Genomic DNA, 23,752 nt, shown 5'->3' with positions numbered 1-23,752 from the left:
AAGCTGATCGTCGACGTCGAGACCAAGCAGGCCATGCGTCCCCGTGACGCCATGGCGTCGGCCGGTAAGACCCTGGTCGAGCTGTTCGGTCTGGCCCGCGAGCTCAACATCGACGCCGAGGGCATCGACATGGGCCCGTCCCCCACGGACGCCGCCCTCGCCGCTGACCTCGCGCTGCCGATCGAGGAGCTCGAGCTCACCGTTCGTTCCTACAACTGCCTCAAGCGTGAGGGCATCCACTCCGTGGGTGAGCTCGTCGCCCGCTCCGAGGCCGACCTCCTGGACATCCGCAACTTCGGTGCGAAGTCCATCGACGAGGTCAAGGCGAAGCTGGCCGGCATGGGCCTGGCCCTCAAGGACAGCCCGCCCGGATTCGACCCCACCGCTGCGGCGGACGCGTTTGGCGCGGACGACGACGCGGATGCGGGCTTTGTGGAGACCGAGCAGTACTAAGAGCTCGGGTTCCACTGCCGGTTCCAGGCTGCGGGCCGGTTCCTGGCTGGTCGCGCAGTTCCCCGCGCCCCTTACGGGGCGCGGGTCCTCCGGTGCCTCGGAAGAGGCGGCCGGATCTCCGACGGGCGATCGCCCGCTCGGACACTGACTCCGGTACCTGATACGGCCGGGGCAGACACCTAGGAGAAACACCATGCCGAAGCCCACCAAGGGTGCCCGTCTGGGCGGCAGCGCCGCGCACGAGAAGCTGCTCCTCGCGAACCTCGCGAAGTCGCTCTTCGAGCACGGCCGCATCACCACCACCGAGGCGAAGGCCCGTCGCCTGCGCCCGTACGCGGAGCGTCTGGTCACCAAGGCGAAGAAGGGTGACCTTCACAACCGCCGTCAGGTGCTCTCGGTGATCACGGACAAGAGCATCGTGCACACGCTCTTCACCGAGATCGGCCCGCGCTACGAGAACCGCCCGGGTGGCTACACCCGTATCACCAAGATCGGTAACCGCCGTGGCGACAACGCGCCCATGGCCGTCATCGAGCTGGTGGAGGCCCTGACCGTGGCCCAGCAGGCCACCGGTGAGGCCGAGGCGGCCACCAAGCGTGCCGCCAAGGACGCCGAGGTCAAGACCGAGGCTCCGGCCAAGGTCGAGGACGCCAAGGTCGAGGACGCCAAGGTCGAGGACGCCGCCGAGGCTCCCGCCGAGGAGTCGAAGGACGCCTGAGGCACTGCCTGGCTGTGAGCGGGTCCGTCCCTTCGGGGGCGGGCCCGCTTTCGTGTTCCGGCACAGATGCCGGCCTTGAGAGGATCTAGGTGTGAGTGACGAAGTACAGCCCGGGTTCGTACGGGTGCGTTTGGATCTGTCGTACGACGGGACCGAGTTCTCCGGGTGGGCCAAGCAGGCCTCGGGGCGCCGGACCGTGCAGGGGGAGATCGAGGACGCCCTCAGGACCGTCACGCGGTCCAGGGACACCACGTACGAGCTGACCGTCGCCGGGCGCACCGACGCCGGTGTGCACGCCCGCGGGCAGGTGGCGCACGTCGATCTTCCCGTCGAGCTGTGGGCCGAGCACGAGGAGAAGCTGCTCAAGCGGCTGGCCGGACGGCTGCCCAAGGACGTGCGGGTGTGGTCCCTGCGGGAGGCCCCCAGCGGGTTCAACGCCCGATTCTCCGCGATCTGGCGGCGCTACGCCTACCGCGTCACCGACAACCCCGGGGGAGTGGATCCCCTGCTGCGGGGTCACGTCCTGTGGCACGACTGGCCGTTGGACGTGGACGCCATGAACGAGGCGGCCGAGCGGCTCGTGGGCGAGCACGACTTCGCCGCCTACTGCAAGAAGCGCGAGGGCGCCACGACCATTCGTACGCTCCAGAAGCTGAGTCTGGTGCGCGGGGACGACGGGATCATCACCGCCACCGTCCGCGCCGACGCCTTCTGCCACAACATGGTGCGCTCGCTCATCGGTGCGCTGCTGTTCGTGGGGGACGGGCACCGGGGTCCCGACTGGCCAGGGAAGGTGCTCGCGGCCGGCGTACGGGACTCGGCCGTCCATGTCGTACGGCCGCACGGGCTGACGCTTGAGGAGGTCGGCTACCCCGCGGACGAACTGCTCGCCGCGCGCAACAAGGAGGCGCGGAACCGGCGGACGCTGCCGGGGGCCTGCTGCTGAACCGGCTGTCGGCGGAGGACCGGAAGGCGGTGGCACGCCCCACTGCACGGGCCGTCGGCCGGGCCATGGACGCGCCCGGTCGCAGCCTCCGTCGGGGCATGGAGGTCGGCCACGAGGACCTGCCGCGCGGAAGGCGAGGCCCCGCCCTGGACCGCTGTCCGAGGACGGGGCTGTTCAGCCGGGTCGCAGTCGTGCCTACTGCCTGACGGTGAAGTACTGCCAGGCGCCCCAGGTGCTGAGGTTGGTGTTGTCCTTACTGCTGTGGATGTACTCCGCGGCGATGCGGAACCTGCTGTTGACGGACTTGGTGAGAGACATCTGGTGGCGGCCGGCGCTGGTGGAACCGAGTGAGGAGCAGGGGGTGGTGGTCTGCGTGTGCCAGGCGCCGCTGTAGTACCGCTGCACGCGGAAGACGAGGCACTGGCCGGCCTTGTTGGGTGTGACGGTGGCGTCGAGTTGCTCCTTGGCGGTGTGGTGGTACACCCAGTAGAGAGTGCTGCCGTAGTGCGTGCTCGTGTAGTAACCGGACAGTTTCTCCGAGATCCGCACATAGGACTGCACACTTCGGGCGACGGTCTTCGGGGCGTACTGGTAGTCACCGGCGAACACCGCGCTGAACGTGGTGTTGCGGGCGAGCTTGTAGGACCCTGTCAGATTGCCGTGGGAGTCCACCGTGCCCGACTTCACCAGGACCGATGTGCCGCCGAACGGCTGAGCGTAGATCGCCACCGTTCGCTTGTTGTAGGTCGTACCCAGGTGAGCGGTGACCTTCGCGGACTGACCGTATGCGTACGTCGAGTGGTCGGTGGTGATGGTCAGGCCCGTCGAGACTCGGGACACCTGGACGGTGGCGCTGCGGCTGCCCGGCTTGTGTGAGATGTCGCCGCCGTAGGTCACCTTGTAGGTGTTGGCGCCGCCGATCTGCGGGGTGTCCGCGAACGTGAACGAACCGTCCGCGGCGACCTTCGCGTCGGTGAGTGCGACGCCGGACGGGTGTGCGAGGTCGGTCTTCGTCACCGTGACGACCCCACCGGTGGCGAAGGGCGAGCCGGAGAGCGTGCCGGACACGGTCAGCTTGTGCGTGCGGGTGGCCGTGGCCGGGGCCGCCAGAGTGACCGAGGTGGCCGGCTTGGACACCTGGACGAGGCTTGCCGTGCTCGCCGCCTCGTGTGTTGCGTCCCCCGCGTAGCTTGCGGCGTAGGTGTAAGTGCCCTCTGCCGGCGGGGTGTCGCTGAAGGTGAAGGAGCCGTCCGCCTTCGTCGTTACATCGCGCAGTGCTGTTCCGTTCCGCGTGATGTGCGCGACCTGACCTGCGGGAAGCGCCACGGACGAGGTCAACGTGCCGTCAACGGTCAACGGCCGGCCCGGGACACCCGTGCTCGGGGCGGTGAGATGGAGCGAGGTCGCCGCTTTCGGCTCCGGGACCGGAGGCGCCGCCTCGCTGACGACCGGGCCGCTCACCGTCTGCACGTCGGCGTTGTCGCCGGTGGCACCGGAGAAGGCGAGGAGCGCGGTGGACGTCAGCGTCGGTGTCGCGTCCATCACCTGCGCCCCGTCGATCCAGACGTACAGATGGCCGGCGGCCACCTGGATGTCGACCTGGTGTGTGCCCTGGCGCAGGGAGGTGCCGAGTGTGGCCATCGACTGGTAGTCGATCGCCGACGAGCCGGCCGCACTGCGGCCGACGCCCACGAAGTTCTGTGCCTTGAGCGTGTCGTTCCAGCCGGTGGCGAGCGCGATCACCGTGCCCGGCCGTCCCGCGATGCCGAGGCTGTCACCGGTCCCGCCCAGTGCGGAGGCGGAGTTCTGGGCCGGGTCGAGCAGAGTGAGCGTCATGCCCTTCCCGCCGCTGCCGGGGCCGAACTTCGTGGTGAAGGTGGCCCGCAGACCGTCGGTGCGCAGCGGCTCGGTGTACACCGCCGTGCCCGCCTGATTGCTGGTGGCCGGGGTCAGTTGGACCCCGCCGCGGTCAGCCGGCACCGCCGAGCCGTTGGTCTGCCACAGGCCGTCGTCGGCCGAGGTGGTCGTGGCGGTGCCGGTACCGGTGCCCTTGACCGGCACGTACATGGCGCCCTGGCTGTTGCCGTTCGTGTCGGTCCCGGTGCCGGTGACCTCGTAGAAGGCGCTCAGATCCGCAGCCGAACGCGGAGTGAACGTCACGTTCTGCACCGCGGTCTGCTCAGGACCGATGATCAGGCCCTCCGACAGCTGCACCGGGCTGTTGAAGTCACCTGTCGGCGCCTTGGCCTTGGTCACCGTAACCGGGATGTTGCCGGTGTTGGTGATGGTGAACGACAGCGACTTGGAGCTGCCGATCGGGACCTGGCCGAAGTCCAGTGAACTCGTGGAGAACTCCAGGTGTCCCTGCCCCGTGATGGCCGTCGCGCTGACCGGCAGGCTCAGCGTGTGTGTGGCGCCGCCGCCGCTGCTGCTGACCACGAGCGCGTCGCTGTCGACCTGGTCGCCGGTCGGGGTGTAGGTGACCGAGAGCACGAACGAGCCACCGGCCGGTACGACCGTCCCCGCGCTCGGCAGGCCCGAGGCGGAGAAGGCGCCGCCGGGCGAGTCGACCGAGTCGATGGTCTCCGGTTCGGTACCGGTGTTGGTGATCTGAAGGTTCAGCGTCGAAGTGCTGCCGGTGGGCACTTCCCCGAAGTCCAGGGCGGCGGGTGCCGCCCCGAGGCCGGGCCTGGTGCCGACGCCGTGGAGGGCGAAGACCAGCTTCTGGCCGTCCGACAGGTTCGCGGTCAGCGTGCCGTTGATGCCGCCGGTGGCGGTGGGGGCGAAGGTGATCGGAACGTCCAGGGTGGCGTCCGCCGCCAGTGCCGTGGGCTGCTCGGGGGTGGGTACGGCGGACGGGTCGACCGAGAACGCGCCGGAGGCCTTGAGCCCCGTGACGCTGACGTCCTGCGTGGCCGTCAGTTTCATCTCGGCGGAGCCGCTGTCGCCCACACCGACCTGACCGAAGTCCAGCGAGGCCGCGGTCAGAGCCGTCCTGGCCGGGCTGCCGAAGCCGTAGAGCACACCGTCCCGGGTGCCGACGTACACCTTGCCGCCCTCGGCGGTCGGCGTGCTGAACTTGGTCGCGGTACCGATCGGCGCGGACCACAGCAGCTGGAGCAGGCCGTTGCCGTCGGGAGTGGGGCTGTAGGCGCGCAGGGTGCCGTCGGCCCCGGAGGCGTTGCTCGCGGAGGTCATCCACACCAGGGCACTGGATTCGTCCGTGCCGTCGGACGTGACCAGGGGAGAGCCGCTGGTGTAGCCGAAGGTGTCCTGGCTCTGGCCGGTGAGGGTGAGCGTGGGCGTACCGCCGTTGCGCACGCCGTACTTGAGAGCGCGCAGCGGACCCTGGTTGCCGACGACGTAGACATAGCCGCCGTCGCCGCCCCAGAACGCGGGGTGCCCCCACATGCCCTGGTAGGGGCCGGACGCGCTCACCGCGGCGTCGCCGCCCTGGGCTCCCTGGCCCATGCCGCCGAGGTTGTCGCGGTCGAGCAGGAACACCCGTCCGTCCTTGCCCTGCTGGATCAGCAGGTGCGGGTGCTCGCTGGTACCGAAGCCGTCCGGCAGCGCCATCGGGGCGCCCGAGGAGATGTCCTGGTCGTTGAGGTCCAGGGTGGAGGCGTCGCTCGGGCTGAAGAAGTCGGCTGTACCGAGGGTGTTGTCCGCGCCGACCTGGAGGCGTACGACGGACTCGGCCAGGGTTCCCTGAACGGTCTTGCCCGGCCCGGGCGCCGGGCTGATGCCGTTCCCGGTGCTGAAGAAGATCCGGCCGGACCCGTCCGAGACCAGTCCGCCACCCGACTGCCAGATGCCGGCGCCGCCGGTGCCGGCACCGGTCGCCGTGGCCCACATCGAGGTGATGCTGTGCCCGGTGGTGCTCACCCCGACCACATAGCCGCGGTACGGCCACGCGTCACAGTGGCCGCCGAAGCCCGCGTAGACGACGCCGTCCATCAACAGCAGGCCCGGGCGCTGCTGCTCGTAGTAGGCGTCGAACTTGGCGCTCGGGTCGTTGACGGGGCTTCCGGCGATGGTGACCGGCCACCCCGGGCGCTCGGCTCCGGAGGCCGGGTCCACTGCGTGCATCAGCCACGTCGGGTGGCGGTGCGTGGAGGTGCCGTCGTCGACCTTGGTGGTGAAGTAGAGGGCGTTGGTGGCCGGGTCGTAGACGGGAGTCGCGGTCGCCCCCACATTGGGTGTCAGGTCCCCGCAGCCGATCGCCGAGGCCGGCCATGCCGGTCCGTAGTTCTTGCTCCACTCGATCGCACCGGTGGCGCGATCGAGGCCGTACACGGTGTTGCTCTCGGTGACCGCGATCACCTGGTCGCCCAGCACCAGGGGCTGGGCGTATATCTGCCCGTCCAGTTTCGTGGCGAAGAGCCGGCCGAAGGCGGACGACTGGACAACAGCCGGGGAGAGCCCGGCCTCGTTCTGGTCCCAGTTGGTGCGCAAGTTGTCGATGCCCTGGGTGGTTTGGTCGGCCTGGGCCGAGGATGCCACCAGGCTGATCGTCGTGCCGATCAGTGCCGCAGCGGCCACGGCCACTGTGGCGAACAGCCATCTGCGCCGCCGGTTGCGATGGCGGCCACCGCGTGCGGGCACGGAAAACCCGGGCAAATCGGGACCTCCCCCTAGTGTTCGCACCCGGAATGGTCACAGGTGCGGCGCAAACGTGAAGACTGAGTGGTTGTTCTTACCATCAGTTGACCTTTTTGCGCACTGCGGGGGCGTGCTTCGCTGCTGCGCGGCGCCACTGCTACCCCTGTGACTCGTGATGAAACCATCACGTAACAAGGTTGTTGAGTCTTAAAGGGGAGATCCGGTTATGCTTTCGCGGTCCGGCTGAAAGTTCGAATTTGGGGCAGCCGGGCTCGGGGTGGGTTCACAGGTCCGTTCCAGGTCCTGGGGGGGTTCATGAACAGTGCAGTGAGTGCTGCGGCGCGCGCTGAGCGTCCTCATCGACGCAGACGCGAGCCGGAGAGCCATGGGCTCTTGCCACAGCCGCCGGACGACGCCGAGAAGTACTCGTACACGCGCCGTCACCTGTGGGTCCTGACGCTGGGCTCGCTGATCAGCTTCGCCTGTCTCGCGGTGAGCCAGTTCCTGTTCACGGCGTCCAGCCCGTGGTTCTGGCTGACGATGCCGCTGCTCGCCTTCGTGGTCGCGGACTACCTGATCTCGCTGTACCTGGACGGGCTCAGCAAGGACTTCGACATCAAGGCGCACAAGCTGCTGGTGCGGGACTGGCGGCCCGCCGTCCACCCGAGCGTGGACGTCTTCCTGCCGGTGTGCGGTGAGCCGCTGGAGGTGCTGCACAACACCTGGGTCAACGTGAACCGGCTCGCGGGCACCTACCGGGGCGTCGTCAAGGTGTACGTGCTGGACGACGCCGACGACCCGGAGGTCGGCGCCATGGCGCGGGACTTCGGCTTCCACTACGTGGTGCGGCCGAACCGCGGTTGGTTCAAGAAGGCCGGCAACCTCCACCACGCCTTCGGGATCACCGACGGCGACCACATCCTCATCCTCGACGCCGACTTCGCGCCGCGCGCCGACCTGCTCGACGAACTGCTGCCGCACATGGACGCCGACGAGCGGATCGGGATCGTGCAGTCGCCGCAGTTCTTCCGGATCACCGACCGGCAGAACTGGATCGAGCGCGGCGCGGGAGCGGTGCAGGAGCAGTTCTACCGGTCCGTGCAGACCTCCCGCGAGGACAAGGACGGATCGATCTGCGTCGGCTCGTGCGCGGTGTACCGGCGCGCGGCCCTCGCCCAGATCGGCGGCATCACGCTGATCGAGCACTCCGAGGACATGTACACCGGTTTCGACCTGCGGGCGCTGGGCTGGAAGCTGTGCTACGTGCCCGTCGCGCTGTCGGCCGGTGTGTGCCCGGACACCGCCGGTGCCTTCCACAACCAGCAGTACCGCTGGTGCATGGGCTCGTTGTCGCTGCTGACCAGCAAGCGGTTCTGGGAGATGGACCTCAAGTTCCAGACGCGGCTGTGCTACGTCTCCGGGTTCCTCTACTACCTGCAGACCGCCCTCGCGACCTTCCTCGCCCCGCTGATCCCGCTCGGGCTGCTCATCCTGCGGCCCGATCTGCTGCGCGCCGAGGCCTCGCTCTGGGTGCTGCCCAGCGTGGCGTACGTGACGCTGGTGCTGCCGCTGTGGCACCGGGCGCCGTACCGCCTGGAGGCCTGGTCGGTTCGCGTGATGTACGGGTGGTCGCATGTCTTCGCCGTGTGGGACGTGTTGCGCGGACGTCCGATGGGTTGGAAGCCGACCGGCTCGCAGGGCGCCAAGAAGAACGGCATGCGCCGGTACTGGACCGGAATGATCGTGTGGAGCGCCGGGACCGCGGTGCTGTGGATCGGCGTCGCCGCCTGGCGCATGCTCACGCTCTATCCGCCGGACTTCGCGCTGATGCTGTCCGCCGGCCTCTTCTATGCCATGGTCGTCGGGCGCGTGCTCGTCCAGCCTCGGGAGCAGATCGCGTGATGAGTCGTTTTCGTGCGCTGGCGGCAGTCCTGCTCGCCGGCGCACTCCTCGCCGGCTGCAGCACGTTCTCCGAGCAGGGCCGGGACGAGTACCGACGGGCCCAGGGCGAGGCGGCGGACCCCGGCGAGTCAGCGGCCACCGAGACGGCCAAGCCGGAACCCCCGTATGACGTACGCCCGTTGCTGAAACCTGCGAAGAAGTACCTCGGCCTGGCCGCCGAAGGCGCGCCCGCCGACATGAAGAACGTCGACGCCTTCGCGAAGTCCGCGGGCAAGAAGCCCAACCTGATCGAGTTCTACTCGGCGTGGGGCGACCGCTACGAGACGGCCGCCGTACAGAACGCCCGGGACTACAAGGCGCTGCCCTTCATCGCCTGGGAGCCCTTCGACAAGACGCTGGGGCAGATCGCCTCCGGCGCCGACGACGCGTACATCCGCGGCTACGCGAGGTCCGTCAAGGAGCTCAACCTGCCGGTGGCGATCAGCTTCGGGCACGAGATGAATGCCTTCTGGTACCCCTGGGGCACGAAGAAGGCCACCGCCGCGCAGTTCGTCGCCGCGTACCGGCACGTCCACGACCTCTTCGACCAGGAGGGCGCCACCCAGGTCATCTGGGTGTGGAGCCCGAACGTGATCAACCCGGTGCCGACCGTGCGCCTGAAGCCGTACTGGCCGGGCGAGGAGTACGTCGACTGGGTCGGAGTCATCGGCTACTACGCCCGCACCGGCCCCTCCACCTTCTCGACTCTGTACGGGCCGACGACGACCCAGATCCGTGCCTTCACCAAGAAGCCCGTGATCATCGCGGAGACGGCGGCCGAGGCCGGGCAGCGCAAGCCGGCCGACATTACCGACCTTTTCAAGGGGACGGCCGCACACGACGACGTGATCGGCTTCGTCTGGTTCAACTTCGACAAGGAAGCGGACTGGCGCATCACCAGCGGTCCGGCCACGACGCGCACCTTCCGCGAGCAGGCCGCCGCCTCCCGCTTCGGATTCGATGTGACCAAGCCATGAGCAGCAGACAGCCGCAGCCGCCGCAGGAACACCAGCAGCAGTACCAGCAGTACCAGGAGTACCAACAGGAGTCGTACGGGCAGGACTCGTACGCGTGGCCGCCCCAGCAGCAGGCGTATCCGCCGTACTACGAGACGTACGACCCGTACGCGGAGCCCTCGGCCCCTTCGAGCCCCGGAACCCCGGTCCGTGCGACCGGACCGGAGCCCGAACCCGAACCCGAGCCCGACGACCCCGGCTACACACTGCCCGCCGTCCCCGAGTCCTCCTGGGCCGTGGACAACCGGCGCGGCAAGCTGCTCGGGCGCGGAGTGCTGGGGTGCCTGCTGCTGGTGCAGGCCGGGCTCTCGCTGCGGCTTCGGGGGACGGCCTTCCAGGACGAGGCGCTCTACATCGCCTCCGGCCACTACGAACTGAACAACCTGCTGCACGGCACCAAGCTGCCGGTCGACTTCGCGGGCTACTTCTCCGGCCACCCGAAGCTGTACCCGGTGCTCGCCGCCGCCGTGGACTCGTACTTCGGGCTGACCGGCGTCCGGGTCCTGAGCCTGTTGTTCATGCTGGCCGCCACCGGCCTGCTGTACGCGGTGACCCGGCGCCTGTTCAACCTGCGGGCGGCGCTCGGCGCGGCCGCCCTCTTCTCCGTCCTCCAGTCGACGACCGTGCTCGGCAACTTCGCCACGTACGACGCCGCCGCGATCTTCCTGCTCGCCCTGTCGATGTACGCCGTCGTGCGCACCGACCGGATGCGCTCGGCGGCCGTCCTGCTGGCCGCGCCACCGGCCGCGCTGGCCTTCGCCGTGAAGTACGCCTCCGGCCTGTATCTGCCGACGCTGGTGCTGCTCGCGGTGGTCACCGCGCACCGGCACCGCGGGGTGAAGACCCTGGGCCGCGGGGTGTTCCTCGGCACGGGCATCGGGGCGCTGCTCGGCGCCGGGTACGTTCTTTCCGGGCCGCTCGGCGGCATCAGCTCCACCACCACCAACCGGGCCCAGGGCGCCGATTCCGCCATGAAGCTGCTGGAGCACAGCGCCGAGTGGGGCGGTCTGGTCTTCCTGGCGGCGCTCGTCGGCTCGGTCGCGTACGCGCTGCGCGGGCGGATGGGCGAGATGCCGTGGATCGAGGGGGAGACCGCCGGGCGGGTGCGGCGCGCCGGGCTCGGAGTGGTGCTCACCGGGACGGCGCTGCTGGCACCGGCGTACCAGATCCATCTGCACACCGAGGTCTCGCTCTACAAGCACGTCGGCTTCGGCCTGTTCTTCGCCGCGCCCATGGCGGGCCTGGGCATGGCCCGCCTGGTCGGCCCGCACTTCCGGCATCCACAGCTCGGGATCATGGTGTATGTCCTCGCGCTGGTGTTCGGCATGGTGCAGGCGCAGAAGGCGTACAGCTTCCCGGACTCCTCGCCGATGGTCGCCTATCTGCGCACGGTGGCCCACGTCGACAAGAAGGGGTTCTACCTGGCAGAGGAGCAGGAGGTACCCGCGTACTACCTGCGCGACGTCACCGGCTGGAACCAGTGGCAGAACACCTACTTCATGGACTACCGGGGCAAGGACGGCAAGCAGCACACCGGTCCCGACGCCTTCGAACAGGCGGTGCGCGACGGGCGCTTCGACGTGATCGTGATGCACGGCTCGGTGACCCCGGCGACGTACGAGGCGGTCAAGAAGGGGCTGAAGGGCAACACGCACTACCGCCTGGCCGCGGTCTTCCCGTTCACGACGAGCAGCGGTCAGAACGCCTACCGGATCTGGGTCAAGCGATGAGCGGCACGACGGCGGTCGACGGCGGTACGGCGGCGGGGTACGAGCCCGCCTCGGAGACGTCCGCGGGCGCCGGTTCCGGAGGACGGAGGGCGCGGCGCGAGGCCGAGCAGCACACCGGTGACCGCGGTGGGCGCCTCGCGGCGCTGCTCGTCTTCCTGCTGCCCTCGGCCGCCGCGCTGGCGCTGATCCTGCGCGGGATCGGCCATCGACAGCTGTGGCGCGACGAGCACGCCACCTGGTGGGCGGCGACGCTCTCCTTCCACGACCTGAGCCAGCTGATCCGCTCCATCGACGTGGTGTTCACCCCGTACTACGTGCTGATGCACTTCTGGGTCTCGCTCGCCGGGGACTCACCGACCGCGATGCGTATCCCGGGGGCCCTGGCCATGGCCTCCTCCGCGGGACTGCTCGCTCTGCTCGGGCGGCGGCTGTTCACCACGCAGACCGGGGTGCTCGCCGGCTTCCTGTTCGCGGTGGTGCCGACGGTGACGCGCTACGGGCAGGAGATCAGGCCGTACGCCTTCGCCGTGGCCGCCGTGCTCCTGTCGACGCTGCTGCTCGCCAGGGCGCTGGAGCAGCCCGGCTTCAAGGTGTGGGTGGGCTACACCCTCACCGTGCCGATGATCGGCTGGAGCCATCTGGCCTCGCTCGCGGTGCTCGGTGCGCATGTCGTGATGGTCCTGATGGCCCGGCGTTCGGGGGACCGGATCGTGGGCTGGGCGTACGCGGCGGCGGGCACCGTCGGCCTGTGCTTCGTCATCCCGATGGCGATCCAGGGCACGGGCCAGAGCGGGCAGATCGCCTGGAACAACCCCGTCATGAAGGACCTGGTCGACTTCCCGAAGAACCTCTTCGGGTCCTGGGCGGTGGCCACGCCGGTGATGGCGCTGGGCGCTCTGGGCCTGTTCTTCGCGGGCCGCCGGGCGCTTCCGCTGGCCGTGTGGATCGTGCTGCCGCCGCTGGCGACCTATGTCACCGCGTCCAAGCTGCATCTCTTTCTGCCGCGCTATCTGCTGTTCACGGCGCCCGCCTGGGTGCTGCTCGCCGCGGTCGCGGTCTGCCGGATCGCCGGGCCGGTGGCCGGGCCGAAGGCGGGTACGGGGGCCGCGGCCCGGCGTGGGTTCGGCTGGGTGCTTGCCGCGGCAGCGGCCGCAGGGCTCGCCTGGCAGGCGCTCCCGGGCATCCGCGAGACCCGCGAGAACGCGCTCGGGGAGCCCGACTTCCGCGGCGCGGCCCAGCTCATCGAGGCCGGGCAGCGGAAGGGCGACGGGATCGTGTTCAGCGGGGCGCTGTCGGAGCGCCGGGCGATGGACTACGAGCTGCGCGACGACAAGGGACGTCCGCGGGACGTGCTCATGTACCGCACCCCGCAGGAACTGGGCTCCTTCGGCGCCGCGGAGTGCCCGCGACCCGCGAAGTGCCTGGCGAACGCCGACCGGCTGTGGCTGGTGTCCACCACGCTCGACGGACAGCCGCTCAGCGGTATGTCGAAGGCGACGGCGACCGCGGTCGAGCGAGGCTTTCGCGTCGTGAAGACACGCAAGCTGGACAGCCTCACGCTGGTGCTGTTCGAAAAGTCCGCCAAGGCGGCCACGGGCGACACGTCAGGGAAGAAGGACGACGCCGCCCAGCGCAAGATCCACACCTGAGCGCAGCGGCCTTCCGGGTGCCGCGCCGGACACGGCCGTCCGGCGGGGGGAAATTTAAGATGACATATGGGGAGGAGAAGGGGAATGACGAACAACCTGGGAGCGGGCACTGCCGTCACTGTGGTGATGCCGACCTACAACGAGGCGGCCAATCTGCCGAGAATGGCCGAAGCCGTACTTCAACTGCCGCTCGACGGCCTTCACTTGAAGATCGTGGACGACTCCAGCCCGGACGGAACCGGCAGGATCGCCGACGAGCTGGCGGAGAAGTACAACACCAAGGGGCGGCGCCGGATGAGCGTGCTGCACCGCACCGAGAAGGACGGGCTAGGGCGCGCCTACGCGGCCGGGATGAGCCTCGCGCTCGACGAGGGCGCCGAGTACGTCGTCCAGATGGACGCCGACGGCAGCCACCCCGTCGAGGCCGTGCCCCGGATGCTCGGCACGGCCCTGGCCAACGGGGTGGGCCTGGTCATCGGCAGCCGGTACGTCGAGGGCGGCTCGCTGGACGAGGACTGGGGCGCGCACCGCGTCCTGCTCTCCCGCTTCGCCAACCGGTACGCCCGTACCGTGCTCGGCACCCGGATCCGGGACATCACGGCCGGGTTCAACCTCTGGTCGGCCCAGGCTCTGCGCGACATCGACCTGGCCACGCTGGACAGCGCCGGCTACAGCTTCCAGGTCGAGCTGAAGTACAAGGCCGTACGGGCGGGGCACAGCGCCGTCGAGATCCCGATCCGTTTCGAGGAGCGGACCGAGGGGGTCTCGAAGATGACGCTGAAGACACAGCTGGAGTCGGCGGTGGTGCCGATCCGGCTGCGTATGAAGAACAAGTGACCCGGGTCCCGGGTGCGGGAGGCGGCCGGCCGGTTACTGGTTGGCCGCCGTCGACGCCTGGGCCTCGCCACGGCGGCGGATCTGGCGGAAGGCGAACTCGGCCAGGTCGTCGCCGGTCGTGAAGACCTTGGCGTCCTTCGTCGTCACGTCCTTGCCGTTGATGAAGCCGGCCAGCGTGAAGTAGGCGTAACGGCCGTAGGAGTTGGTGGTCGAGCGACAGACCGCCGTACGGCAGAAGTTGGCGACGCCCTGGCCGGACAGCGACGTGATGATGCTCTTGCTGTCCGCCTCGGACTTCGCCTTGGCCGCCTGAGCGGCGGTGTTGAAGACCGCGACGCCGACGGTCACCCCGACGCCGTCCTTGCTGTAGGTGACGCGCATCAGCCGGGTGCAGTCGTTCTTGGTGAGCACCGCGGGCAGTGTGCCCTGCACGGCCGACGCGCACTTCTCCGTCGAGGCGGTGGGGCCCTTGCGGTAGACGCGGTCACCCATCGTCAGCTGCGAACCGGGGAAGAGGATGTCCGGGCTGAGCGGCGCGGTGTCCTTCTGCACGCTGGATATGAAGTCCATCGGATCCAGCGGCGGCGGCGCCGAGGTCGGAGCGAACGTCGGTACCGGCGCCGTGCTGTCGCTCGGGATGGTCGCGGTGGCGGGCAGCTTGCTGGGCGCGTTCCCGGCCTGGTTGTCCCCGTTAGAGGAGACGACGGCCACGGCGACGGCAGCGCCGACCGCGATCGTGGCGACCGCCGAGCCGACGATCACCAGCAGCCTGCGCCTCCGGTTGCGTGTCTCGGACGCCTCGGCGAGTGCCGCCCAGTCCGGAGTCTGGTTCCGACGTCCCCAATCGGGTTGCTGAGAACCAGGCTTCCAGGGATCCCACGGAGGCTCCCCCTGCCCACCCTGCCCATAACTCATGGGCCGCATCTTAGACGGGGTAAGGGGGGTGGCGTTCCGCACCGGAGGGCACTTGAGCCCCTAGCGTGACCTGAGTGCGCAAGGGCAAAACTGACATCTCCGGGTGGTTGGTGCGACACGCTTCGACGGGCTTCCCGGCACCGGCCGTCCGGTGACGCCGGGTAGTCGGATCGTCGCGGAGGCGAGGGCTGCCTTACTCTGTCTCCAGTGACTGTTCGCGTGGCCCTGGGTGCCGAGGCACCCGGGTCGCGAACCCGCGTTTTGACCCTTCCGGGCAAGCGCGGGTACTCTTGCAGTTCGTTATGTGTATTGGCTTGCTCATTCTCACGTGAGGGGCCCTTACACCGGTCCACCGGGGCCGATGACCAGCGACCAGCACTCGGTATGCGTCACCGAGGTGCGGTCAGGGCTGTCGTGATCGTCCGTGGTGGCCATGTCAGGACCCACTCACTGAAGAAGCGAAGGCTACGACCGTGCGTACGTACAGCCCCAAGCCCGGCGACATCACTCGCCAGTGGTACGTCATCGACGCCCAGGATGTCGTCCTGGGCCGTCTGGCGACCACTGCCGCGAACATCCTGCGGGGCAAGCACAAGCCGATCTTTGCGCCGCACGTCGATGCTGGTGACTTCGTCATCATCATCAACGCCGACAAGGTGCACCTCTCCGGCAACAAGAAGACCCAGAAGCTGGCGTACCGCCACTCCGGTTACCCGGGTGGTCTGCGCTCCGTCCGTTACGACGAGCTGCTGGCGAAGAACCCCGAGAAGGCCGTCGAGAAGGCCATCAAGGGCATGATCCCCAAGAACACCCTGGGCCGTCAGGTGCTCTCGAAGCTGAAGGTCTACGCGGGCGAGAACCACCCGCACGCTGCCCAGCAGCCGGTCCCGTTCGAGATCACCCAGGTCGCGCAGTAGTTCCGGCCACCACCCCCTAAGACAGAAAAGAATCTGAGGAGAATCGTGGCCGAGACCACCGTTGAGCAGCCGGTCGAAGAGACTGAGCTCGTCGACATCGAGAACTACACCACCGAGTCCGAGGTCCCCGTCGAGGGTGAGTACACCTCGGAGTCGCTCGCGGGCCGCTTCGGTGACCCGCAGCCGGCCGCCGGCCTGGGCCGTCGCAAGAACGCCATCGCCCGCGTCCGGATCGTCCCGGGCACCGGCAAGTGGAAGATCAACGGTCGCACCCTTGAGGACTACTTCCCCAACAAGGTGCACCAGCAGGAAGTCAACGAGCCCTTCAAGGTGCTCGAGCTCGACAACCGCTACGACGTCATCGCCCGCATCTCGGGTGGCGGCGTCTCCGGTCAGGCCGGTGCGCTCCGTCTCGGTGTCGCCCGCGCGCTGAACGAGGCGGACGTGGACAACAACCGCCCGGCCCTGAAGAAGGCCGGCTTCCTCAAGCGCGACGACCGTGCGGTCGAGCGCAAGAAGGCCGGTCTCAAGAAGGCCCGTAAGGCTCCGCAGTACAGCAAGCGTTAATCACTGGCTGCTGCGTATTCGTACGACCGTTCGCCCCGGCGGCACGCTGTGTGCCGCCGGGGCGTTCGTTTATCACAGCCCAGGGCGTATAACGGCACAAGGCGCTCAAAGGCTTGCATGATCGGATGACTTCCGAAAACTGAGCTTCATCAGGAGGACACCAGTGGGACGACTCTTCGGCACGGACGGCGTGCGCGGTGTCGCCAACGCGGATCTGACGGCCGAGCTTGCGCTCGGTCTCTCCGTGGCGGCGGCACATGTGCTGGCCGAGGCGGGTACGTTCGAGGGCCACCGGCCGGTGGCAGTGGTCGGGCGGGACCCACGTGCGTCCGGGGAGTTCCTGGAAGCGGCCGTGGTCGCGGGCCTGGCCAGCGCGGGTGTGGACGTCCTGCTCGTCGGTGTGCTGCCCACCCCCGCGGTGGCGTACCTCACCGGTGCGCTGGGCGCCGACCTCGGCGTGATGCTCTCGGCCAGCCACAACGCCATGCCCGACAACGGCATCAAGTTCTTCGCCCGCGGCGGCCACAAGCTCGCCGACGAGCTGGAGGACAGGATCGAGGGCGTCTACGAGGAGCACCGCACCGGCGCGCCCTGGGACCGGCCCACCGGCGCCGGGGTCGGGCGCGTGCGCGCGTACGACGAGGGGCTCGACCAGTACGTCGCCCACCTCCTCGGCGTGCTCCCGAACCGTCTCGACGGCCTGAAGGTCGTCCTCGACGAGGCGCACGGCGCCGCCGCCCGAGTGTCTCCCGAGGCCTTCACGCAGGCCGGTGCCGAGATCATCACGATCGGCGCCTCGCCCGACGGCCTGAACATCAACGCCGGCTGCGGCTCCACCCACCTCGACCTCCTGAAGGCCGCTGTCGTCGAGCACGGGGCCGACCTCGGTATCGCGCACGACGGCGACGCCGACCGCTGCCTCGCCGTGGACCACACGGGTGCCGAGGTGGACGGCGACCAGATCCTGGCCGTACTCGCGCTGGCGATGCGGGAGCGTTCCGCACTGCGCTCCGACACTGTCGTCGCGACGGTCATGTCCAACCTGGGCTTCAAACTGGCCATGGAGCGCGAGGGCGTCTCCCTCATCCAGACCGCGGTCGGCGACCGCTATGTCCTGGAGGAGATGAAGGAGCACAACTACGCGCTCGGCGGTGAGCAGTCCGGGCACGTGATCATCCTCGACCACGCCACCACCGGTGACGGCACGCTGACCGGCCTGCTGCTGGCGGCCCGGATCGCCCAGACCGGCCGTACGCTCCAGGACCTCGCGTCCGTCATGGAGCGGCTGCCGCAGGTTCTCATCAACGTCCCCGACGTCGACCGCACCCGGGTGCAGAGCTCCGCCGAACTCGCGACCGCGGTCGCCGAGGCCGAGCGGGAACTCGGCTCCACCGGCCGCGTCCTGCTGCGCCCCTCCGGCACCGAGCCGCTCGTCCGGGTCATGGTCGAGGCCGCCGACATCGACCACGCACGGTCGGTGGCGGGCCGGCTCGCGGACGCGGTGAAGTCGGCGCTGGGCTAGGGCCTGTCCGGCGGAGCATGCCGCAGACGTGGGGATTGGCACGCACATCTGCGGCGTTGTCGTCGGTTGCCGACTCCCCCGAGCTCTCGGCTTCGCTCGAGCAGGGGGGACCCCCATCGCGTCGACGCCCTCCTCCGCCTTGCAGCTGCACGCACCAAGCCCCGCTCACCAGCGTCGATGAGGCACCGCCCGATTCCTGCGACCTGATCTGCCGGACAGGCCCTAGAACCGACCTGTTCTGGCGGTACGTTCACGCTGCTGGGCCCAGAGCCACTTCTGGGCCAGCAGCGTGAGCGTGCCGGCGAGGATGATGCCGAGCAGGTTCAGCAGCAGTTGCACCGTCGATCCCCAGGTCTGGGCGGTGTCCCCGTAGCTCAGGGCCACGGCCGCGTTGGCGGCGGCCGGGACGGTGGTCACGGAGATGGCGACGCCGACCAGGGCGCCCGACTTGGCGGAGGTCAGCGAGAGCGTGCCGGCGATGCCCGCGAGCACCGCGACGACGAAGGAGAAGGCGTCGGGCGCGTAGACGAAGCTCGTGTTGGGTCGCGCACCCTTCAGCTCGGCCTGGCTGAACAGGCCGACCATGTCCATGAAGATGCTGAAGAACACGGTCGTCGCCATCGCCACGGCGAAGCCCACCAGCAGCGCGATCAGCGACCGCGCCGCGAGCCGTGGATGCCGCTGCACGAGGGCCGTACTGAACCCCGCCAGGGGCCCGAACTCCGGGCCGACCGCCATCGCGCCCACGATCAGGATCGCGTTGTCGAGGACCACACCGCAGGCCGCGATCATCGTGGCCAGCGTGAGGAAGGCGACGTAGGTGACCGAGAGCGTCGACTCCTCGTGCGTCGCGTCGGCCAGGTGCTCCCACAGCACCGCGTCCGCACCCTCGCCCGGCGACTCCCGCTGGGCCTTGTCGGCGCGCTTCGACAGCGACAGATCGATGTTCTCGACGGCGATCGACCCGGTCCGGTCGAGCTCCATCTCCCGCAGCGTGCCGATCAGTTCGTCGCCCGCCTCGCGCGCGACGTCGCACATGACGACGTCCCCGGCCGGGTTGCGGGCGGCGCCCGCGAGCACGACGAGATGGGTCGTGCCGACGGTCCGCTCGATCAGCCGTACGACGTCGTCGGTGCGGTCGGCCGGGGTGATCAGACGCAGATGCAGCATGCGGCGCAGGCTATACGCACTGGATGACGGCCTTGCGGCCCGGGACTACAGCTTGCGCAGGCTCAGGCGCTGCACCTTGTGGTCCGGGCCCTTGCGCACGACGAGGGTGGCCCGGCCCCGGGTGGGCGCCACGTTCTCCAGCAGGTTGGGCTTGTTGATGGTGCGCCAGGTCGTGCGCGCGTAGTCGAGCGCCTCCTCCTCGGAGACCTGCGTGTACCTGCGGAAGTAGGAGTCGGGTTTCTGGAAGGCGGTCTGGCGGAGCTTCTTGAACCGGTTGAGGTACCAGCGCTCGATGTCCTCGGCGCGGGCGTCGACGTACACGCTGAAGTCGAAGTAGTCGGCGAGACCGACGCGGGTGCGGCCGTCCTTGCCGGGGAGGGCGGGCTGCAGGACGTTCAGGCCCTCGACGATGAGGATGTCCGGGCGGCGGACGGTGAGCCGCCGGTCGGGGACGATGTCGTAGATCAGGTGGGAGTAGACGGGGGCCGTGACCTCGTCCTTACCCGCCTTGATGTCGGCGACGAACCGGGTGAGGGCGCGACGGTCGTACGACTCGGGGAAACCTTTCCTCGACATCAGGCCGCGCGCCTCCAGCTCCTTGGTGGGGAGCAGGAAGCCGTCCGTGGTCACCAGTTCGACGCGTGGGTGTTCGGGCCAACGGGAGAGCAGGGCCTGCAGCAGGCGCGCGACGGTGGACTTGCCGACGGCGACCGACCCGGCCACCCCTATGACGAACGGGGTGCCGGACTGGGAGCCCTTCTCGCCGAGGAAGGTGTTCAGCGCTCCTCTGAGCCCGTCCGTGGCGCCGACGTACAGATTGAGCAGCCGGGACAGCGGCAGATAGATGTCCCGCACCTCGTCGAGGTCGATGACATCGCCCAGACCGCGCAGCTTCTCGACCTCCTCGGCGGTCAGCGGCAGCGGCGTCTTTTCGCGCAGCACGCTCCACTCGGCTCGGGTGAGGTCGACGTAGGGAGTCGCCTCCGGCCTGTGCCGGTGGGCGCTCCGGGGCATCGGGGAGACCGGAGAGATCACAGTCCATTGTTACGGGAGTGTGGACCGGGTGGGGGGTGGGGTGGGTCACGTAGTCGGCTACTCGGGGTCACGCGGGAGCGTCCAAGGGCGTCCAGGGGGCCGGGGGACCCACCGAAAGGCAGCTGGAATTTCCGAATTCGGGCACGGAGTGCCGGGTTCGGGGGGCTGTTGGCGCTTAGGCTGCGGCGCATGTGCGGAATCGTGGGATACGTGGGGTCGCAGTCGGCGCTTGATGTGGTGATGGCCGGGCTGAAGCGGCTGGAGTACCGGGGGTACGACTCGGCGGGTGTCGCCGTGCTGGCGGACGGGGGGCTCGCCGCCGCGAAGAAGGCCGGGAAACTGGTCAACCTGGAGAAGGAGCTGGTCGGCCGGCCGCTGCCGACCGGGTCGACGGGGATCGGGCACACGCGCTGGGCCACGCACGGGGGGCCCACGGACGCGAACGCCCATCCGCATCTCGACAACGCGGGGCGCGTCGCCGTCGTGCACAACGGGATCATCGAGAACTTCGCGCTGCTGCGTGCGGAGTTGGCCGAGCGCGGGCACGAGCTGACCTCCGAGACCGACACCGAGGTGGTCGCACACCTGATCGCCGAGGAGTTCTCGGCGTGCGACGACCTGGCGGAGGCGATGCGGCTGGTGTGCCGCCGCCTGGAGGGCGCGTTCACGCTGGTCGCGGTGCACGCGGACGATCCGGACGTGGTGGTGGGGGCGCGGCGGAACTCGCCGCTCGTGGTGGGCGTCGGGGAGGGCGAGGCCTTTCTCGCCTCGGATGTCGCCGCGTTCATCGCCCACACGCGGTCGGCGATCGAGCTGGGTCAGGACCAGGTGGTGGAGCTGCGCCGGGACGGCGTGACGGTGACCGGTTTCGACGGCCGTCCGGCGGACGTGCGCTCTTATCACATCGACTGGGACGCGTCGGCCGCGGAAAAGGGGGGTTATGACTACTTCATGCTCAAGGAGATCGCCGAGCAGCCCAAGGCGGTCGCCGATACGCTCCTGGGCCGGATCGACGCGGCAGGTTCACTGACGCTCGACGAGGTGCGGATCCCGGTTCACGAGCTGCGCGAGGTCGACAAGGTCGTCATCGTGGCCTGCGGGACCGCCTTCCACGCCGGGCTGATCGCCAAGTACGCCATCGAGCACTGGACGCGGATCCCGTGCGAGGTGGAGCTCGCGAGCGAGTTCCGGTACCGGGATCCGATTCTCGGTACGCGGTCGCTGGTGATCGCCATCTCCCAGTCCGGCGAGACCATGGACACGCTGATGGCGCTGCGGCACGCCCGCGAGCAGGGCTCCAAGGTGCTGGCGATCTGCAACACGAACGGTTCGACGATCCCGCGCGAGTCGGACGCGGTGCTCTACACGCACGCGGGTCCTGAGGTCGCCGTAGCGTCCACCAAGGCCTTCCTGACGCAGCTGGTCGCCTGTTATCTGGTCGCGCTGTACCTGGGCCAGGTGCGCGGGACCAAGTGGGGCGACGAGATCCAGGCCGTCATCCGGGACCTGTCCCAGATCTCCGGCGAGGTGGAACGGGTCCTGGAGACCATGGAGCCGGTACGGGAGCTCGCACGATCGCTCGCCGACAAGAAAACCGTGCTGTTCCTGGGGCGGCACGTCGGCTATCCGGTCGCCCTGGAAGGTGCCCTCAAGCTCAAGGAGCTCGCCTACATGCACGCCGAGGGCTTCGCGGCGGGTGAGCTGAAGCACGGGCCGATCGCGTTGATCGAGGACGATCTGCCGGTCGTGGTCGTCGTGCCGTCCCCGCGCGGGCGCTCGGTTCTCTACGACAAGATCGTGTCCAACATCCAGGAGATCCGGGCGAGGGGTGCGCGCACGATCGTGATCGCTGAGGAGGGGGATGAGGCGGTGGTGCCTTACGCCGACCATCTGATCCGGATTCCGGCCACGCCGACGCTGCTTCAGCCGCTCGTCGCGACGGTGCCGTTGCAGGTGTTCGCGTGTGAACTGGCGACGGCCCGGGGCAACGAGGTGGATCAGCCTCGGAACCTGGCGAAATCGGTGACGGTGGAGTGAGTTGTCTTTAGGGCTTCGATGAAGGGGGTGAAGGCTCCGGCCGGGAAGGTGAGGGTGGCCCTGGCCGGGGTCTTGGAGTCACGGATGGCTATGTGGGTGGGTGAGTTCGCGATTTCCACGCACTCGTTGCCATCGTCGGGGCCTGAGTAGGACGACTTCCGCCAGTTGTCCATGGGATGCCTCACAGCTCTTTCGCCAGCCGGTGGATGAAGTCACGCGACCGATCAGGGTCGAGTGATACGGCCTCCACCTTACGGAAGCGCGTTCGGAAGGCGCTCAGTTGTGCTTCGGAGTCGATGAAGGCCGAGCCATGGGGTACGTCACGCACCACCGTGTCCAGTTTGGGCACGGGGCCGCCCACGTAAGTCATGGTGCTGGCGGCCCTGGCGAAGCCGTCCAGATCGAAGGGGATGACGCGCACGGTGATGTGGTCCGCTTCGGAGATCTCCAGGAGCCGGACAAGCTGAGCCCGGGAGGCGACGCGGTCGCTGACCCTGATGCGTAGGGCCGCCTCGTGGATCACCAACTCGTACGGGATGGTGATCTCCTGGCGTGCCATTCGGTGACGGACACGCAATTCAAGCTCGTCATGGGTGAGTTCGGGCACTCTGGAGGAGAAGACGGCACGTGCGTATTCCTCCGTCTGCAACAGGCCCGGTACGTACAGGACCGCCACATCGCGCCGGAAGCAGGCGTGGTGGTTCAGTTCGGAGAGGTCCAGGAACGACGTGGGCAGCAGGCCCCGGTACTCCTCCCACCAGCCGCGTGTCCGATCGGTGACCAAGGAGACCAAAGCATCGATGAACTCGCTGTCTTCGCAGGCGTAGTGGGACGCAAGTCGGCGCAGACGTTCCTCGCTCACCCCTGAGAGACCGGACTCGATATGGCTGAGCTGGACGGGGCTCACTCCCAGCAGCGCTGCCGCCTGACGGCCGCTGAGGCCTGCCGCCTCGCGGAGTCTGCGTAGTTCGACCGCCAGGCGCATCTGGCGTGCCGTTGGGTCGCGCCTCGTCGTCATCGACTGCTCCTCGGTGCAACGCGCCTGTGAGCGCGACTCGTTCGGGGTCAGATTACGCGGTCGACTTGCCCAACCGAAACATTAACCCCTACCGTCGGTGATGCGACGCACACACTGCGACACCCCGGGGCACCGGAAGCGCACCGCTCCGTCCTGCCGGGACGGCTGCGTCAATGCCACCGCCCGCCACCGCCGCGTATCCCCAACCCCCCCACCACCCGAACGGAGTTCAGTCATGCCCGAAACCGTCGTCGACCCCTGGGAGTACATGATGTACATCCCCCACGACCTCCGCGCCGTCACCGTCAGTCGTCGTACCGTCCGCCTGATCCTCACCCTGCACGGGCTGATCCGCCTCACCGACGTCGCCGAGCTGGTCGCGGCCGAGCTGGTCTCCAACGCCGTGCGGCATACGAAGGGGCAGGCGGCGCTACGGGTGCACTGGCGGGCCGGGGTCCTGCGTATCGGCGCCTGGGACGCGGACCCGCAGCCCCCGGAGCCGTCCCTGCCGTGGGACCGGGTCGCCGACGCGGAGGAGGGCCGCGGCCTCGCCCTCGTACGCGCCTGCGCCGATCTGTGGGGCTGGCAGCCGCTGGCCAGGAACGGGCAGCGCGGCAAGTACGTCTGGTGTGACCTCGCCGCCTCGTAGCTCGTTGATCACGTCGTACAGGAAGGAGGG

The 23,752-nt window shown here is 68.9% G+C and carries 19 protein-coding genes; 13 read left to right on the top strand and 6 right to left on the bottom strand.

The window, feature by feature from the left end; genetic code table 11:
- The 3 genes from ABZ656_RS19855 to truA form a co-directional block, all read left to right on the top strand.
- A partial coding sequence (locus tag ABZ656_RS19855) for a DNA-directed RNA polymerase subunit alpha C-terminal domain-containing protein (RefSeq protein ID WP_351334669.1) occupies positions 1-453 on the top strand: 453 nt, incomplete at its 5' end.
- Between the two features lie 193 nt (positions 454-646).
- Positions 647-1,171, top strand: a complete 525-nt coding sequence (gene rplQ / locus ABZ656_RS19850; protein ID WP_101400125.1) for a 50S ribosomal protein L17 — start codon at positions 647-649, stop codon at positions 1,169-1,171.
- 91 nt (positions 1,172-1,262) lie between these two features.
- Positions 1,263-2,117: a tRNA pseudouridine(38-40) synthase TruA gene (gene truA, locus ABZ656_RS19845; protein ID WP_360269514.1), complete on the top strand. Its 855-nt coding sequence runs from the start codon at positions 1,263-1,265 to the stop codon at positions 2,115-2,117.
- A gap of 195 nt (positions 2,118-2,312) precedes the next feature.
- On the opposite strand, the gene ABZ656_RS19840 is transcribed toward truA, so the two are convergent.
- Positions 2,313-6,659 carry a choice-of-anchor D domain-containing protein gene (locus tag ABZ656_RS19840; RefSeq protein ID WP_360269512.1) on the bottom strand — a complete coding sequence of 1,449 codons (4,347 nt, stop codon included), beginning with the start codon at positions 6,657-6,659 and terminating at the stop codon, positions 2,313-2,315.
- A 375-nt stretch (positions 6,660-7,034) separates the two neighbouring features.
- Between ABZ656_RS19840 and ABZ656_RS19835 the strand changes: the two genes are divergently transcribed.
- From ABZ656_RS19835 to ABZ656_RS19815, 5 genes are all read left to right on the top strand, one after another.
- Positions 7,035-8,621, top strand: a complete 1,587-nt coding sequence (locus ABZ656_RS19835; RefSeq protein WP_097285866.1) for a cellulose synthase catalytic subunit — start codon at positions 7,035-7,037, stop codon at positions 8,619-8,621.
- On the top strand, positions 8,621-9,637 hold the full coding sequence (locus ABZ656_RS19830; protein WP_360269510.1) for a glycosyl hydrolase: 1,017 nt from the start codon (positions 8,621-8,623) through the stop codon (positions 9,635-9,637). Before ABZ656_RS19835 ends, ABZ656_RS19830 begins: the two co-directional genes overlap by 1 nt.
- Complete coding sequence (locus ABZ656_RS19825; protein ID WP_360269508.1) at positions 9,634-11,406, top strand: glycosyltransferase family 39 protein; 1,773 nt, start codon at positions 9,634-9,636, stop codon at positions 11,404-11,406. Before ABZ656_RS19830 ends, ABZ656_RS19825 begins: the two co-directional genes overlap by 4 nt.
- Positions 11,403-13,055, top strand: a complete 1,653-nt coding sequence (locus ABZ656_RS19820) for a glycosyltransferase family 39 protein (RefSeq protein WP_360269506.1) — start codon at positions 11,403-11,405, stop codon at positions 13,053-13,055. Before ABZ656_RS19825 ends, ABZ656_RS19820 begins: the two co-directional genes overlap by 4 nt.
- A gap of 84 nt (positions 13,056-13,139) precedes the next feature.
- Complete coding sequence (locus ABZ656_RS19815) at positions 13,140-13,892, top strand: polyprenol monophosphomannose synthase (RefSeq protein ID WP_190169960.1); 753 nt, start codon at positions 13,140-13,142, stop codon at positions 13,890-13,892.
- Between the two features lie 33 nt (positions 13,893-13,925).
- Here the strand turns inward: ABZ656_RS19815 and ABZ656_RS19810 are convergent, their stop codons facing one another.
- Positions 13,926-14,807 (bottom strand): hypothetical protein, encoded by an 882-nt coding sequence (locus ABZ656_RS19810; RefSeq protein ID WP_101400130.1) that lies wholly within the window; start codon positions 14,805-14,807, stop codon positions 13,926-13,928.
- A 473-nt stretch (positions 14,808-15,280) separates the two neighbouring features.
- On the opposite strand from ABZ656_RS19810, the gene rplM reads away from it, so the two are divergent.
- The 3 genes from rplM (at position 15,281) to glmM (ending at position 17,813) form a co-directional block, all read left to right on the top strand.
- The gene (rplM, locus tag ABZ656_RS19805; protein ID WP_101400131.1) at positions 15,281-15,724 is read left to right on the top strand and encodes a 50S ribosomal protein L13; all 444 of its coding nucleotides are present in this window, start codon (positions 15,281-15,283) and stop codon (positions 15,722-15,724) included.
- A 45-nt stretch (positions 15,725-15,769) separates the two neighbouring features.
- Positions 15,770-16,291 (top strand): 30S ribosomal protein S9, encoded by a 522-nt coding sequence (gene rpsI / locus ABZ656_RS19800; RefSeq protein ID WP_060895271.1) that lies wholly within the window; start codon positions 15,770-15,772, stop codon positions 16,289-16,291.
- Between the two features lie 163 nt (positions 16,292-16,454).
- Complete coding sequence (gene glmM / locus ABZ656_RS19795; RefSeq protein WP_101400132.1) at positions 16,455-17,813, top strand: phosphoglucosamine mutase; 1,359 nt, start codon at positions 16,455-16,457, stop codon at positions 17,811-17,813.
- A 222-nt stretch (positions 17,814-18,035) separates the two neighbouring features.
- On the opposite strand, the gene ABZ656_RS19790 is transcribed toward glmM, so the two are convergent.
- Positions 18,036-18,983: a DUF389 domain-containing protein gene (locus ABZ656_RS19790; protein ID WP_101400133.1), complete on the bottom strand. Its 948-nt coding sequence runs from the start codon at positions 18,981-18,983 to the stop codon at positions 18,036-18,038.
- 45 nt (positions 18,984-19,028) lie between these two features.
- Positions 19,029-19,997 (bottom strand): type I pantothenate kinase, encoded by a 969-nt coding sequence (gene coaA, locus ABZ656_RS19785; protein WP_060895269.1) that lies wholly within the window; start codon positions 19,995-19,997, stop codon positions 19,029-19,031.
- Positions 19,998-20,207: 210 nt separating this feature from the next.
- Here coaA and glmS point away from each other — a divergent pair, with 210 nt between their 5' ends.
- Positions 20,208-22,055: a glutamine--fructose-6-phosphate transaminase (isomerizing) gene (glmS, locus tag ABZ656_RS19780; protein ID WP_101400135.1), complete on the top strand. Its 1,848-nt coding sequence runs from the start codon at positions 20,208-20,210 to the stop codon at positions 22,053-22,055.
- Here the strand turns inward: glmS and ABZ656_RS19775 are convergent.
- Both ABZ656_RS19775 and ABZ656_RS19770 read right to left on the bottom strand, forming a co-directional pair.
- Positions 22,016-22,228 (bottom strand): DUF397 domain-containing protein, encoded by a 213-nt coding sequence (locus ABZ656_RS19775; RefSeq protein WP_360269502.1) that lies wholly within the window; start codon positions 22,226-22,228, stop codon positions 22,016-22,018. The two genes, glmS and ABZ656_RS19775, sit on opposite strands and share 40 nt — an antisense overlap.
- An 8-nt stretch (positions 22,229-22,236) precedes the next feature.
- Positions 22,237-23,073, bottom strand: coding sequence for a helix-turn-helix transcriptional regulator (locus ABZ656_RS19770; protein ID WP_360269500.1), 837 nt, complete (start codon positions 23,071-23,073; stop codon positions 22,237-22,239).
- Between the two features lie 235 nt (positions 23,074-23,308).
- On the opposite strand from ABZ656_RS19770, the gene ABZ656_RS19765 reads away from it, so the two are divergent.
- The gene (locus ABZ656_RS19765) at positions 23,309-23,722 is read left to right on the top strand and encodes an ATP-binding protein (protein ID WP_360269498.1); all 414 of its coding nucleotides are present in this window, start codon (positions 23,309-23,311) and stop codon (positions 23,720-23,722) included.
- The last annotated feature ends 30 nt before the right edge of the window (positions 23,723-23,752 follow it).

The organism is Streptomyces sp. NPDC007095 (assembly GCF_040634475.1).
Taxonomy (GTDB): domain Bacteria; phylum Actinomycetota; class Actinomycetes; order Streptomycetales; family Streptomycetaceae; genus Streptomyces.
The sequence above is the reverse complement of the archived record's forward strand: the minus strand, read 5'-3'. Positions and strand labels throughout refer to the sequence as shown.